Source organism: Variovorax sp. Root318D1 (assembly GCF_001424835.1).
In the GTDB taxonomy this organism is placed as follows: domain Bacteria; phylum Pseudomonadota; class Gammaproteobacteria; order Burkholderiales; family Burkholderiaceae_C; genus Variovorax.
This window is the reverse complement of sequence record NZ_LMCQ01000015.1, coordinates 1-14,395: the sequence shown is the minus strand read 5'-3', so window position 1 is coordinate 14,395 and position 14,395 is coordinate 1. Positions and strand designations below refer to the sequence as shown.

The 14,395-nt window shown below is 68.4% G+C and carries 11 protein-coding genes; 7 read left to right on the top strand and 4 right to left on the bottom strand.

Translation table 11 applies throughout. The annotated features are described in order from the left end of the window. Window positions 1-116 precede the first annotated feature (116 nt). The 7 genes from htpG to ASC78_RS14115 are packed head-to-tail and all read left to right on the top strand — an operon-like array spanning window position 117 to window position 10,443. Window positions 117-2,162 (top strand): molecular chaperone HtpG, encoded by a 2,046-nt coding sequence (gene htpG, locus ASC78_RS14145; RefSeq protein ID WP_055802389.1) that lies wholly within the window; start codon window positions 117-119, stop codon window positions 2,160-2,162. Next, a complete protein-coding gene (locus tag ASC78_RS14140; protein ID WP_055802387.1) occupies window positions 2,159-2,773 on the top strand; it encodes a hypothetical protein in 615 nt (204 codons plus the stop codon). Before htpG ends, ASC78_RS14140 begins: the two co-directional genes overlap by 4 nt. Window positions 2,774-2,825: 52 nt before the next feature. Continuing rightward, window positions 2,826-4,178: an SWIM zinc finger family protein gene (locus tag ASC78_RS14135; protein WP_082517531.1), complete on the top strand. Its 1,353-nt coding sequence runs from the start codon at window positions 2,826-2,828 to the stop codon at window positions 4,176-4,178. A 55-nt stretch (window positions 4,179-4,233) separates the two neighbouring features. Continuing rightward, window positions 4,234-5,781 (top strand): DUF5691 domain-containing protein, encoded by a 1,548-nt coding sequence (locus ASC78_RS14130; protein WP_055802385.1) that lies wholly within the window; start codon window positions 4,234-4,236, stop codon window positions 5,779-5,781. Then, the gene (locus ASC78_RS14125) at window positions 5,778-6,857 is read left to right on the top strand and encodes an ATP-binding protein (RefSeq protein WP_055802383.1); all 1,080 of its coding nucleotides are present in this window, start codon (window positions 5,778-5,780) and stop codon (window positions 6,855-6,857) included. Before ASC78_RS14130 ends, ASC78_RS14125 begins: the two co-directional genes overlap by 4 nt. 38 nt (window positions 6,858-6,895) lie before the next feature. After that, window positions 6,896-9,232, top strand: coding sequence for a DUF5682 family protein (locus ASC78_RS14120; protein WP_055802381.1), 2,337 nt, complete (start codon window positions 6,896-6,898; stop codon window positions 9,230-9,232). Beyond that, window positions 9,229-10,443 carry a VWA domain-containing protein gene (locus tag ASC78_RS14115; RefSeq protein WP_055802379.1) on the top strand — a complete coding sequence of 405 codons (1,215 nt, stop codon included), beginning with the start codon at window positions 9,229-9,231 and terminating at the stop codon, window positions 10,441-10,443. The genes ASC78_RS14120 and ASC78_RS14115 overlap by 4 nt, the downstream gene beginning before the upstream one ends. 15 nt (window positions 10,444-10,458) lie before the next feature. Here the strand turns inward: ASC78_RS14115 and ASC78_RS14110 are convergent, their stop codons facing one another. From ASC78_RS14110 to ASC78_RS14095, 4 genes are all read right to left on the bottom strand, one after another. Then, the gene (locus ASC78_RS14110) at window positions 10,459-11,496 is read right to left on the bottom strand and encodes a serine/threonine protein kinase (RefSeq protein WP_055802378.1); all 1,038 of its coding nucleotides are present in this window, start codon (window positions 11,494-11,496) and stop codon (window positions 10,459-10,461) included. Between the two features lie 33 nt (window positions 11,497-11,529). Beyond that, window positions 11,530-12,645 carry a DUF2855 family protein gene (locus tag ASC78_RS14105; protein WP_055802427.1) on the bottom strand — a complete coding sequence of 372 codons (1,116 nt, stop codon included), beginning with the start codon at window positions 12,643-12,645 and terminating at the stop codon, window positions 11,530-11,532. Window positions 12,646-12,848: 203 nt separating this feature from the next. Beyond that, window positions 12,849-13,274, bottom strand: a complete 426-nt coding sequence (locus tag ASC78_RS14100; RefSeq protein ID WP_055802375.1) for an organic hydroperoxide resistance protein — start codon at window positions 13,272-13,274, stop codon at window positions 12,849-12,851. A gap of 90 nt (window positions 13,275-13,364) precedes the next feature. Next, a complete protein-coding gene (locus ASC78_RS14095; protein ID WP_055802373.1) occupies window positions 13,365-13,817 on the bottom strand; it encodes a MarR family winged helix-turn-helix transcriptional regulator in 453 nt (150 codons plus the stop codon). Between the last annotated feature and the right edge of the window lie 578 nt (window positions 13,818-14,395).

The following is a 14,395-nucleotide window of genomic DNA, read 5'->3' as shown; positions in this document are numbered from 1 at the left end:
TTCCGGCAGATATTGTTTTCTTGGGGTGCAAGCCCCAACTCGCAGAGTTGATAAGCCAGTCGCGCCCCGGCGGCCGCCCGGCGTAGAATTTTTCAGTTCGACATTTCTTCTTTCCCATGGCTGATTCCTCCAATACGAAACTTCCTTTCCAGGCTGAAGTCGCGCAGCTTCTGCACCTCGTCACGCATGCGTTGTATTCCAACAAGGAAATCTTCCTGCGCGAGTTGATCTCGAACGCTTCGGACGCATGCGACAAGCTGCGCTTCGAGGCCATCGACCACCCCGAGCTGTACGAAGACCAGCCCAACCTGGACGTGCGCCTTTCGTTCGACAAGGCCGCGCGCACCATCACCATCACCGACAAGGGCATCGGCCTGTCGCGCCAGGAAGCGATCGACCACCTCGGCACCATCGCAAAAAGTGGTACCAAGGACTTCATGAGCAAGCTCAGCGGCGACCAGAAAGCCGACGCGCAGCTCATCGGGCAGTTTGGCGTGGGCTTCTACTCGGGCTTTATCGTGGCCGACAAGATCACGGTTGAATCGCGCCGCGCCGGCCTGCCGCCGGAGCAGGGCGTGCGATGGGTGAGCGGCGGTGCCGGCGACTTCGAAGTGGCCGACATCACGCGCGCCGAGCGCGGCACGAGCATCACCCTGCACCTGCGCGACGACGCCGACGAATACCTCAACGCCTGGAAGCTCAAGCAGATCGTCGGCAAGTATTCCGACCACATCTCGCTGCCCATCCTCATGGAAAAAGAGGAGTGGAGGGAAGGCGAGAACGACCAGCCCGGCGACATGGTCAAGACCGGCGAATGGGAAACGGTCAACAAGGCCAATGCCCTGTGGAGCCGCAACAAGAAAGACATCACGCCCGAGCAGTACGAAGAGTTCTACAAGACCGTCAGCCACGACTACGAGGCGCCGCTCGCCTGGAGCCACAACCGCGTGGAGGGCAGCACCGAGTACACGCAGCTGCTCTTCATCCCCTCGAAGGCCCCGTTCGACCTGTGGAACCGCGAGAAGAGCGCGGGCGTCAAGCTCTACGTGAAGCGCGTCTTCATCATGGACGACGCCGAAGCCCTGCTGCCGAGCTACTTGCGTTTCGTGAAGGGCGTGATCGACTCGTCCGACCTGCCGCTCAACGTGAGCCGTGAACTGCTGCAGGAAAGTCGCGACGTGAAGGCCATCCGCGAGGGCAGCACCAAGCGCGTGCTCTCCATGCTCGAAGACCTGGCGAAGAAGCAGAAGACCGCGCCCGAAAGCGCCGAAGGCAAGATCGACGTCGGCTCCGGGGAATCGGTGCCCGCGCCCGATCCGACCGAGATGGCGGCCGACATCACCGACGTGGTCGACAAGAAAGCCATGCCGGCTGCCGAAGCGGCGGCCGAGTACGCCGACGAATCGGGCAAGTACGCCAGGTTCTATGCCGAGTTCGGCGCCGTGCTGAAGGAAGGCCTGGGTGAAGACTTCGCCAACCGCGACCGCATCGCCAAGCTCTTGCGCTTTGCCTCCACCACGAGCGACACGGCGAGCGTGAGCTTTGCCGACTACAAGGCGCGCATGAAGGAAGGCCAGGACGCGATCTACTACATCACGGCCGACACGCTGGCCGCCGCCAAGAACAGCCCGCAGCTCGAGGTCTTCAAGAAGAAGGGCATCGAGGTGCTGCTCATGACCGACCGCGTCGACGAATGGGCGCTCAACTACCTGACCGAGTTTGACGGCACGCCGCTGCAGAGCGTGGCCAAGGGCGCGGTCGATCTTGGCAAGCTGCAGGACGAGGCCGAGAAGAAGGCCGCCGAGGAAGCCGCCGAATCGTTCAAGCCGCTGCTCGAGAAGCTCAAGGAAGCCCTCAAGGACAAGGCCGAGGACGTGCGCGTGACCACGCGCCTGGTCGATTCGCCCGCCTGCCTGGTGGTGCAGGACGGCGGCATGAGCACGCAGCTCGCGCGCATGCTCAAGCAGGCCGGCCAGCCCGCGCCCGACCTCAAGCCGGTGCTCGAAGTGAACGCCGAGCATGCGCTGGTGAAGAAGCTCGAAGGCTCGGCGCATTTCGACGACCTTGCGAACATTCTTTTCGACCAAGCGCTTTTGGCCGAAGGCGGCCTGCCGGCCGACCCCGCGGCCTACGTGAGGCGCGTGAACGCGCTGCTGGTGTGAACCCCCGGCCGCACACCGTCCGGGCAACAGCCGCCGCCGTGGCGGTGCCGCTGTTGTTCCTGGTGGGCGGCTGTTCGCACTATCACATCGGCATTCCGCTGGTGCCCGGGCTCTCGCTCGGGCTGGGCGCGACCAAGGACGGCAATTTCTCCGTCGGGCTCAACACCGGCTGGGGCCCGCTCGGCGCGGGCGTGGTGGTCAACAACGCCGGCGTGGTGGCCGGCACCGCGGGCGTGGGCGTGGGCGTCGGCATCGGGCCGATCGGCACCGGCGTCGGCGTGGGCAAGAGCGTGGTGTTGCACGACCCCAATGCGGGGAAAGCCGGGTACGCGCCGGCGGGCGGCGCCGCGCCAGTCACTACGGCGGCGATCGGGGCTACGGTCCCGGTATCCGGTACGACTGGCATTACCGGCGTGGCTCCCGTGGCAACCATTCCGCCCGCTGCGCCGGTCACGGTCACCAAAGGGGGCGTGACAAAGCCGGTCACCGCTTCCGCACCGCAGGCGGCGCCGCAGCCTTCCGCGGTGCGCGTGTCTTACCGCACGCCGGCCGATGCCGCGGCCCTTCCGGCCGGCAGCCTCGGCACGCCGGGCAATCCCGTCGCGCCTTGATGGCCGCGCTTTTCCAATCTTCCGCGCCGCGGACCGGCGCGAGGGTGCCCCGATGACTCTCAGCACAGAAGCCGTCCTGGCGCTCGCTCCCGACGATGCCTCGGCGAAAGCCGCCAAGGGCCTGCTCGCACCAGCCAAGTGGCCCACGCTCGGGTATTCCGACGATGCGGTGTGGGGCGAATGCCAGGGCAGCGGCAGCAAGCCGTACCAGACGCAGGCCGACCTCGCCGGCCCGGTGTTCCGCTGTTCCTGTCCGAGCCGCAAGTTCCCCTGCAAGCACGGCCTCGCGCTGATGCTGCTGCGCGCGCAGAGCGAAGCCAGCTTCACCGCGGGCACGCCGCCGGCCTGGGTGTCCGAGTGGATCGCTTCGCGGCGCGACAAGGCCGAGAAGAAGGAAGCGCGCGCCGCCGAAGCCCCGGCCGCGCCCGATCCCGCCGCGGCCGCCAAGCGCGACGCGCAGCGCTGGAAGCGCATCGAGGCTGGCACGCAGGAGCTCGCGCGCTGGCTCGACGACCAGACCCAGCGCGGCCTTGCCTCGCTCGGCAGCGAGCAGCAGCAGGCCTGGGGCTCGATGGCCGCGCGCATGGTCGATGCGCAGGCGCCGGGGCTCGGCCAGCGCATCGTGCAGGCGGCCGAACTCATCGGCGCCGGTGAAGGCTGGCCGGCGCGGCTGCTCGACCGGCTGGGCCGGCTTCAACTGATCGTCGATGCGGTGCCGCGCCGCGAAACGCTCTCGCCCGCCACGCTGGCCGACCTGCGCACCGCGCTCGGCTGGCCCCAGGACCGCGAAGCCTTGCTGGCGGATGGCGAGCGCGTTGCCGACCACTGGCTCGTGCTGGGCCAGTGCACCGACGAGCGTGACACCAAGCTGGTCGAGCGCCATGTCTGGCTGCAAGGCCGCGCGAGCGGGCGGCGTGCCCTGCTGCTCGACTATTCGCATGGCGGCCGGGGTTTCGAAACCGGATGGGTCAGCGGCAGCGAGCGCGCTGCAGTGCTGTGCTTCTATCCGGGCCATGCCTCGCAGCGCGCGCTGGTGGCCGAGCTGCTGACCGAAGCACCCGCCGCACCGGCCGAGCCCGTGCCGAACACATCTGACGAATGGCAGCGCATGGCGCAACAGATCGCCGCCAACCCCTGGCAACCGCTGCTGCCGATGGTGTGGACCGAAGCCATTCCCGCGCGGCACGGCGACCAATGGTGGCTGCGCCTGGAAGCCGCGCCGCAGGCGCTGCCGATGCAATTGGCCACGCAGGAGGCGTGGCAGTTGCTGGCGCACTCGGGCGGCGCGCCGCTGCGCGTCTTCGGCGAATGGGACGGCGAGCAGTTCGCGCCGCTCACCGCCTGGGCTCCGGGTGCCGCAGCGGGCAGCGCGCCGGTCTGGACCTTGAGCGGAGTGCGGACATGAGCCGCCGGGCCGCCCCAAGGCGAATACCGCAGCGCGTGAGCGCGGAGGTTATCGAATGAGCCATTGGAACTCGCTGCTGCAGACCGCGCTGGTCGGCACTGCCCGTCAGCCCGTGCCTGCAGCTCAAGGAATGGCAGGCGGCGAATTCGCCGCGCTGCTGCAAGCCATACAGGCCGGCGAAGCACAGGGCCAGCTCCTGCGTGCCGCAGGCGCCGTAGCCATCGGCCGCCGTGCCGGCTTCGTGGCGCCGGGCCTCTCGCCTTCCGACGTACCGGTCGCCGCCGCCGACGAACGCCCCGTGCTGAAAGATGCCGCGCTGCAAGCCGCCATCGCCGACGCACTCGCGAGCGGACCGCTGCGTTTGCAATGCGAAGGCCTCGCCGCGCTGGCCGCCGCCGGCCTGCGCCTGCCGCACAACCTGCTGCCCGCCGCACTCGACGCCGGCCGCCGCGCCGTCGACCTCCGGCCCGCCGTGATTCCTGCGCTCGGCGAGCGCGGACTCTGGCTTGCCGCACGCAACGACGAGTGGCGCTATGCCGTCGGTGCCAGCGAGCAGGCCGATGCACAGACACGTTGGGATGAGGGCAGCCTCGAACAGCGGCGCGCGGTGCTGGCCGAACAGCGCCGCACCGATCCCGCCGCCGCGCGCGAACGCCTTGCGGCGGAACTGCCGCAACTCCCGGCGAAGGAGCGCGCCGCGCTGCTGGGCGCGCTGGCCGAGAACATCGGCCCCGGTGACGAAGCCCTGCTCGAGGCCCAACTCAAGGATCGCGCCCGCGACGTGCGGCAGGCCGCGGTCGAACTGCTGCAACGGCTGCCCGCGAGCGCCCACGTGCAGCGCATCGAGGCCTTCCTCTCGCCGCTGCTTTCGCAGGAGGGCGGAGCGTGGCAGCTGAAATCACCGGAAGCCGCCGATCCGCGCTGGAAGGACGATGCCATCGACGCCGCGCGTCCGACCCACGAAAGCCTCGGCGAACGCGCCTGGTGGCTCTACCAGCTCGTGCGCCAGGCCCCGCTCGCATGGTGGACCGCGCGCACCGGCATGGCGCCCGCCGCGCTGCTCGACTGGGCCGCGAAAGGCGACTGGAAGGACGCACTGCTGCGCGGCTGGAACGACGCGATCGTGGCGACCCCGGATTTCGACTGGTGCGACGCCATGCTCGACCGCGCGCGCACCCAGCGCGCGTGGGTGGGCCAGCTGCTGGCACTGCTGCCGCGTGAAAGGCGCGAGCGTCACTGGGTCCGCGAACTCGGCGAATCGGGCAACGGCGTGCAGGAGGTGGTCGCGTTCGCCGAGCAGGCCTGCGCGCCCGGCGAAACCCCTTCCGCCGAACTCTCGCTGAAGCTTGCGAGCGCACTGCGCACCCGCGTCGAACGCGGCGATCTCGTCAACGACTACGTGCTGCGCCAGGTGCTCGGCGATGCGGCCGCGCTGCTTCATGCGAGTGCGCTGCACCTCCTGGCCAATCTGCCGCGCGCGGCCGAGGAAAGCCCCGGCCTTGCCAACGCGCTGGGTGACACCGCACGCATCGTGCGCGCGCGCCAGCTGTTTTCAACCCTTCGTTCCCAGCCCACCTCTTCATCTTCCCAAGGCCGTCCATGAGCAATGTCCTGCGCCAGCATGCCGAACAGCAATTCGCCGAAGAACTCGATGCGCTTCAGAAGGTCGACGACCGCCAGCGCCCGGCCAACTGGAAGCTCTCGCCCTGGGCCGTGCTCACCTACCTGATGGGCGGCAAGCTGGCCAACGGCTTCGAGGTCAGCCCCAAGTACATCGGCAATCCCCGGCTCATGGAGATCGCGGTCTCCACGCTCGCGACCGACCGTGCGCTGTTGCTCTACGGCGTGCCGGGCACCGCCAAGTCGTGGGTGTCGGAGCACCTGGCCGCCGCCGTGAGCGGCGACTCGACCATGCTGATCCAGGGCACGGCCGGTACCAGCGAGGAGCAGCTTCGCTACGGCTGGAACTACGCCGAGCTGCTGGCCAACGGCCCTTCCGAAAAGGCGCTGGTGCCGAGCCCGCTGGTGCATGCAATGCGCCTCGGCAAGATCGCGCGCGTCGAAGAGCTCACGCGCATTCCGGCCGACGTGCAGGACACGCTGATCACCGTGCTGTCCGAAAAGACGCTGCCCATTCCCGAGCTCGGCAGCGAGGTGCAGGCCGTGCGCGGCTTTTCGGTGATCGCGACCGCCAACAACCGCGACAAGGGCGTGAACGAACTTTCCAGCGCGCTCAAGCGCCGCTTCAACACGGTGGTGCTGCCGGTGCCGGCCAGCGAAGCGGAGGAAGTGCAGATCGTGGTCAAGCGCGTGTCCGAACTCGGCCGCGCGCTCGCGCTGCCGGCCGAGCCGCCCGCGCTGCAGGAAGTGCGCCGCGTGGTTCAGATCTTCCGCGAACTGCGCAACGGCCAGACCGAGGACGGCAAGACGCGCATCAAGTCGCCGACCTCCACGCTCTCCACCGCCGAGGCCATCTCCGTCATCAACAGCGGCATGGCGCTGGCGGGCCATTTCGGCGACGGCGTGCTGCGCTCGGCCGACGTCGCCTCAGGCCTGATCGGCGCGGTCATCAAGGACCCGGTGCAGGACCACGTGGTGTGGAAGGAATATCTCGAAACCGTGGTCAAGGAACGCACCGACTGGAAGGACCTGTACCGCGCCTGCCGCGAACAGCTCTGAGCCCGGCGCGATCACCTGCGTCCTCACGCGATCCGCACATGGCTTCACCGCTGCACTACTTCGGCATCCGCCACCACGGGCCCGGCTGCGCGCGCAGCCTGCTGCGCGCCTTCGAATCACTGCAGCCCGACTGCATCCTGGTCGAAGGGCCGCCCGAGGCCGAGGGCCTGCTCTCCTTCATGGCGCATGCCGAGCTGCATCCGCCGGTCGCGATGCTGGTGCATGCGAACGACGACACGCGCCTGGCTGCCTTCTACCCATTCGCCGAGTTCTCGCCCGAGTGGCAGGCGCTGCAATGGGGCGTGAAGCATGGCTTGCCCACGCGCTTCATCGATCTGCCGCAGGCGCATCGCATGGCCATCGACCAGGCGGCGCGCGAGGCCGACGAGGCCAAGGCTGAAGCACCGGTCGAAACGCCGCTCGACGACGACGAGACCGACAAGGTGCCCGTCTCCGAAACGGTCGAAGCGCCAGAGCAGGAACCGGTGGCCACCGCAGCACTGCCCGACGATCCCTTCGACTGGCTCGCCCACGCCGCCGGCTATGCCGACGGCGAGAGCTGGTGGAACCACATGGTCGAGGAGCGCGGCGACGGCGAAGACCTGTTCGGCGCCATCGCCGAAGCCATGGCCGCCGTGCGCGCCGAGACGCCCGAAGACCGGCGCGGGCAACGCGCCATGGAGCGCGAACAGCAGCGCGAAGCCTTCATGCGGCAATCGATCCGCGAGGCCGTGAAAGCCGGCCACCAGCGCATCGCCGTCGTCTGCGGCGCCTGGCACGTGCCCGCGCTGCAAGGCGCGGCCACTGCCAAGGCCGATGCCGCGCTGCTCAAGGGCCTGCCCAAGCTCAAGGTGCTTGCCACCTGGGTGCCGTGGACCTATCGCCACCTCACGAGCGCCAGCGGCTACGGCGCCGGCATCGATTCGCCCGGCTGGTACGAACACCTGTGGCAGCAGGGGCACGAGGTGGCCCGCCGCACGACGGGCTGGCTTGCACGTGTAGCGAGGCTGCTGCGCGCGCACGACCTCGATTGCTCGTCTGCCCATCTGATCGAAGCCACGCGCCTCGCCGACACCCTGGCCGCTCTGCGCGAGCGTCCCGCGCCCGGTCTGCCCGAACTCGACGAGGCCGTGCGCAGCGTCATCTGCATGGGCGAGCAGGCGCCGCTCACGCTGATCCGCGAGCGCCTCACCGTCGGCGACCGCATGGGCCAGGTGCCGGCCGAAGTGCCGACCGTGCCGCTGCAGCGCGACATCGAACAGGCGCAAAAGAGCCTGCGCCTGAAGCCCGAGGCAACCGCCAAGACGCTCGACCTCGATCTGCGCCAGCCCAACGACCTTGCGCGCAGCCACCTGCTGCATCGCCTGCGCCTGCTCGACCTGCCCTGGGGCGAGATCACCGCCGGCCAGCGCGCGAGCCGGGGCACCTTCCACGAGGTGTGGCAGTTGCAGTGGCAGCCCGAGTTCGCGCTGCGCATCATCGAAGCCAGCCGCTTCGGCGCCACCGTGGCCCGCGCCGCGAGCGCGCGCGTGATGGAGGGACTGGCCGCGGAAACCTCGCTCACCGCACTGGCCGAGCAGGTCGACACCGTGCTGCTGGCCGACCTGCCAGTGGCCGTGCAGGCTGTGACCCGCGCGCTCGAAGACCGCGCCGCGCTCACCGGCGACGCGGTGCAGCTCATCGGCGCGGTGCCGCCGCTGGCCAACGTGTTCCGCTACGGCAGCGTGCGCCAAACCGACAGCGCGCTGCTCTCGCACGTGCTGGACAGCCTGATCGTGCGCGGTGCCATCGGCCTGCCGATCGCCTGCGGCGCGCTCGATGCCGAAGCCGCCGAGGCATTGCGCACCCGGCTCATTGCCGCGCACGACGCCGTGCGCCTGCGCGACGGCGAAGAGACCACCACCGCCTGGCGTACTGCGCTGCGCGCCATCGCCTTCAGCGAAAGCGCGGCCTCGCTCTTGCGCGGCGTGAGCTGCCGGCTGCTGCTCGACGACGCGCAGCTCGACAGCGATGGCGCCTCGCAGCAGCTCGCGCGCAACCTTTCTTCCGGCGCACCGCCGACCGAAGCGGCCGCGTGGCTCGAAGGTTTTCTCAACCGCAATGCGATGGTGCTGCTGCACGACGAGGCCGTCTGGTCGCTGGTCGACGGCTGGCTCTCGGGGCTTGGTGAAGAGCACTTCGTGCAGGTGCTGCCGTTGGTGCGCCGCAGCTTCGCGGATTTTTCGGGCGCCGACCGGCGTGCCCTGGGCGAGCGCGCCAGGCGCGGCGCTACGGGCGGTACGGCTTCGACGGCCACCGCCGCGGCCGATTGGGACGAAACACGCGCGGTGCTCGCGCTGCCGATGCTGCGGGAATTGCTGGGAGTGAAAGCATGAGCGTGAATCCGGACCCCGCCGACCTCGAAGAAGAGGCACCGCCACCCACCGGCCGCCTGCAGCGCTGGCGGCTCGTGCTCGGCAGCGAGGCCAACGCCAGCTGCGGCGCCGTCGAGGGCCGCGTGCGCGAGATCGACCAGGCGCTTGCCGCGCTCTATGAAGCCGACGGCCGCCGCGGCCTGGGCCAGGGCGGCCAGCGCGGCGGACGCGGTGATTCGGCGCCCAGTGTGGCGCGCTGGCTCGGCGACATCCGCAAGTATTTTCCGAGCCAGGTGGTGCAGGTGATGCAGCGCGATGCGATGGAGCGGCTCAACCTGCGCCAGATGCTGCTGCAGCCCGAGATGCTCGAGAACGCGCAGCCCGACGTGCATCTGGTTGCGAACCTCGTGGCGTTGTCGAGCGTGATTCCGGCCGGCACCAAGGACACCGCGCGCGCCGTGGTGCGCAAGGTGGTCGACGAGCTCATGAAGCGGCTCGAGGAACCGATGCGCAGCGCCGTGAGCGGTGCGCTCAACCGCAGCCAGCGCAACCGCCGGCCGCGGCATTCGGAGATCGACTGGAACCGCACCATCCGTGCCAACCTGCGCCACTGGCAGCCCGCCTACCGCACCGTGGTGCCGCAGACGCTGGTCGGCTACGGCCGGAAGGCCCGCCAGCCGCAGCGCGAGGTGATCCTGTGCATCGACCAGAGCGGCTCGATGGCCGCCTCGGTGGTCTATTCGAGCATCTTCGGCGCCGTCATGGCGAGCCTGCCGGCCGTGTCGACCAAGCTCGTGGTGTTCGACACCGCCGTGGTCGACATGACCGAGCAGCTGCAAGACCCGGTGGACCTGCTGTTCGGCGTGCAGCTGGGCGGCGGCACCGACATCAACGGCGCGGTGGGCTATTGCCAGAGCCTGGTGCGCGAGCCGCGCAACACCATCCTGATCCTGATCTCCGATCTGTACGAAGGCGGGGTCGAAGGCAACCTGCTGCGGCGCGCCAACGAACTGGTGGAAGCCGGCGTGCAGTTCATCGCGCTGCTGGCGCTCAGCGACGAGGGCGCGCCCGCCTACGACCGCGACCTGGCCGCCAAGCTGGCCGCGCTCGGCGTGCCGTCGTTCGCCTGCACGCCGGATGCCTTCCCGGGCCTGATGGCCGCGGCGATCAAGCGCGAAGACGTGGCCGCCTGGGCCGCGGGGCAGGGCCTGAAGACCAGCCGGGCGGCATAGGCATAGCGCGGGCGCTCAGGCGTAGAGCGGCTCTTCGGCCATCTGCTCGCATTGCTCCTGCAGCACGAGGATCTGGCCCTTCCAGTAGTCGCTGGAGCCGAACCACGGAAAGTTGATTGGAAAGATCGGGTCTTCCCAGCGCCGTGCGAGCCAGGCGCTGTAATGGATGAGCCGCAAGGTGCGCAACGGTTCGATCAGCGCGAGTTCGCGGCGGTCGAATTCGCGGAACTGCTCGTAGCCGTCGAGCAGCCCCGAGAGCTGCGCGGTGCGCTGCGCGCGCTCGCCCGAGAGCAGCATCCACAGATCCTGCACCGCGAAGCCCGTGCGCGCGTCGTCGAGGTCGACGAAGTGCGGGCCGCCGCCCGGGCGGTCGGTGGGCGTCCACAGGATGTTGCCGGGATGCACATCGCCGTGCAGCCGCAGCTTGCGCGGCTGGAAGCCGGAGGACGCGGGGGCGTCCACCGCCAGCGCGGTGGCAGCGATCATGTCGAGCGCCTCGTTGCAGGCCTTTTCCCAGTCGCGCTGCACGTCGAGCGGCACCTTGTCGTGCCCCAGCAGCCAGTCGCGCGAGGCGATGCCGAAGGTCTGCAGGTCCAGCGCGGGCCGGGCCTCGAAAGGCTTGGCGCTGCCCACGGTGTGGATGCGCGCGAGAAAGCGGCCGACCCATTCGAGCACTTCGAAATCGTCGAGCTCCGGCGCGCGGCCGCCGCGATACGGGCTCACGCTGAAGGCGAAGCCGCCGTGGTGGTGCAGGGTGGTGCCGTCGAAGGCCAGTGGCGCCACGGCGGGCACTTCGGCCGCGGCCAATTCGAGCGAGAAGCCATGCTCTTCCAGGATCGCGGCCTCGCTCCAGCGCTCGGGCCGATAGAACTTGACCACGACAGCACTGCGGTCCTCCAGGAACACCTGGTAGACCCGGTTTTCATAGGAGTTCAGGCCGGTGAGCCGGCCATCGCCGTGAAGGCCGAGCGTCGCGAGCGCGTCGAGCACCACGTCGGGCGTGAGGCTCTCGTAAGGATGTGTGTTGGCAGGCGCCGCGGGGGAAGGGGTCATGCAGCCATTGTCGCTACATGGGCCCTCCCGGCGTCACAGCCCGCCGGGTTGTTTGTAAAGCGAAAGAATATGTCCGGTGCGCGGGTCGCCCTTGCCGGCCAGCACCCGCGCATACGCTGCCTGCACCGCCTCGCCGCCATGGTGGTGTTCGGCGCGCAGCCAGGGGGTCTTCGCATCGGTCACGGTGGCAAGGAAGTCGTGCCAGGCGGCCACCATGCGGCGGCCGAATTCGTCGGCGCCCCATTCGGCGGTGCGCTTCTTGATCTGCGCCGGCGCAAAGAACAGCGTGGCGCGTGGGCCGGGCAGGTCCTTGCCCGCGCCCTGGGCGGCCAGCTGTTCGACATGCGTGCCGCCGATCGAGCAGCTGTACTTGAGGTTCGCGAAGCGCGCGTGGATGGCATTGCGGAGCTCGCCGTTGCCGGCGAAATCCACGTACACCGCGGGCGTGTCGGCCGCGATGGTGTCGAGCGCGTCGTAGGTCACCACCCGGTCGTAGCAGCCCAGGCTTTCGCAAAAGGCCACGTTGGCGGGCGAGGTCAGGCCGATCACCTCGATGCCTTTGCGCTGGTGCAGCTGGAAGGCCGTGCCGTAGGCCGTCTTGCTCGACGCGCTCGACAGCAGCATGGTGCTGGCGCCGAAGAAGTCGTTATCGGCCATGAAGTCGTCGATCAGCCACGAGGTGATGAACAGAGGGCGCAGCAGCGCCTGCAGGTCTTCGGTGTCCGCGGTGTAGAGCGGATCGGCGTTGCAGCGGAAATACTGGTTGTAGACCGCGGGCAGCGCCGCGCGGTGCGCAGCGGCGTCGGTGAAACGCGCCGATGTGAGACGGTCAGGGCTCAGCACCGCAGTCGACGACATCGGCCAATAGCCGTAGAGCCGTTCGCCCACCGCCACGCCCGGGTGCAGCGACTGCACCACGCTGCCGAACCCCCACACCGGGATGCTGCCCCAGCCTTCTTCGCCGGTCGGAAAGAACTGCCAATAGCTCATGGCATCGCCAAAGGCCGCGTAGGTGATGTTGTTGGAGGTGAGCGCAAAGCTGTCGATGCGAACGCGTACCTGGCCGTCGGCCAGCGGCCCGTCGGTGGCGGTGTGCAGGCGCGTGGTGGGGAGCTGGTCCTTGCGGATCAGGAAGCTGGTGGTGCTCATGGTGTTTGTCTCGATCTCCACGGTGTGTGGGCGGGTTGCGATGTGCGGCGTGCAGCCACATTAGCCAAGCTTGATGAAAGGCGCCATCGCGCGAGGCGATTCGGCGTCACCCGTGAGACACGACGGCGCGAATGAAAAAAGCGCCCCGGCTTGTGGCCGGGGCGCTTTTTCTTCTGTTGATCTCGCGCCGGGCGCGAGACGGATCAGGCGATCGTCAGTTCGACGTCGATGTTGCCGCGCGTGGCGTTCGAGTACGGGCACACCTGGTGGGCGGTGTCGACCAGCTTCTGCTTCTGGTCTGCGTCCAGGCCGGGCAGCGTGATCGCCAGCTGAACGGAAATGCCGTAGGCAGCGCCGCCGTTCGTCGGGCCAAGGGAAACCTTCGAGTCGATAGCCACGTCTTCAGGCACCTTGACGCCGATCTTCGGGCCGACGGCCTTCATCGCGCCGATGAAGCAGGCAGCGTAGCCGACCGCGAACAGCTGCTCGGGGTTGGTGCCGGGCTTGCCCGAACCAGGCGAGCTCAGCTTGACGTCGATGGCGCCGTCGCTGGACTTGCCTGCGCCTTCGCGGCCGCCGACGGTGTGGGCTTCAGCGGTGTAGAGAACCTTGTCGAGCTTGGTGGTCATGGTGATTCCTTTGATGATGATGGAGGAGGGTGAAAAAGCTGCTTCTCTCTTTTTTCGATTGAAGCGGGGAGAAAATCGGGAGTCCTGTCGTCAGGCCGCCTTCTTGATGCGGTCGCGCAGCGACTGGATCTGCTGGGTCAGCGAAATCAGTTCGGGCACCGAGCACTGGGCGGCCGCCATCAGGCATTCGGGCACATTGGCGGCGCGGGTCTTGAGCTTGCGGCCGGTGGCGGTGAGTGTGATGTGCACGCGGCGCTCGTCGGCCGAGTCGCGCACCCTGGCCACGTAGCCGTTGGCTTCGAGCCGCTTGAGCAGCGGCGTGAGCGTGCCGGAGTCGAGCGAGAGGCGTTCGCCGAGCGCGGAGACCGTGGGGCCGTCTTGCTCCCAGAGGGCGAGCATCACGAGGTATTGGGGGTAGGTGAGCTGCAGCTTTTCCAGGACCGGCTTGTAGAGACGGGTCATGGCCAACGAGGCGGAATAGACGGCGAAGCAGAGCTGGTTGTCCAGCTTGAGCATTTCGTCCGAGGTCTGTTGGGTAGGCATGGGGTGAATTGTAGTGTGCAATTCAATTGTGTGCAATGTAATGTTTTTGGCTTGCTTTGAGTGTTTGCTTCCCGAGGCCGGGACTCGCCCCGGCGGGCGACCTACTTTTCTTTGCTTCGCCAAAGAAACGTAGGCAAAAGAAAGGCGACCCCACTGTCTGCGACCCTCCGCTGCGCTGCGGGCAACCTGCGGTGCTCGGGTTTCGCGGGGTCTCGCAGAACTCGCTTCGCTCAGACAGCTGCGAGCCCTGATCCGCGAAACCCTGCGCTCCTCGGCGCATACAGAGGGGCTTGGAGACCGAACGGGCCTTTGCTTCGCTCGGCCACCAGGCCACCAGGCCACCGCGGCGCTGCGCGTCGCGGTGGTTGGTGACGTGGGCTTCGGTATTGGCTGTTGGGGCCGAGCGAGAGCGAAGGCTGCCCGCYCCCACCCCTTCTGTATGCGCCGAGGAGCGCAGATGSAGGCGGGATCAGGGCCGCAGCTGTTTGAGCGAAGCGAGTTCTGCGGACCCCCGCCGGAGTCGAGCACCGCAGGTTKCCCGYAGCGCAGCGRAGGGACGCAGACAGTAGGGGTCGCCT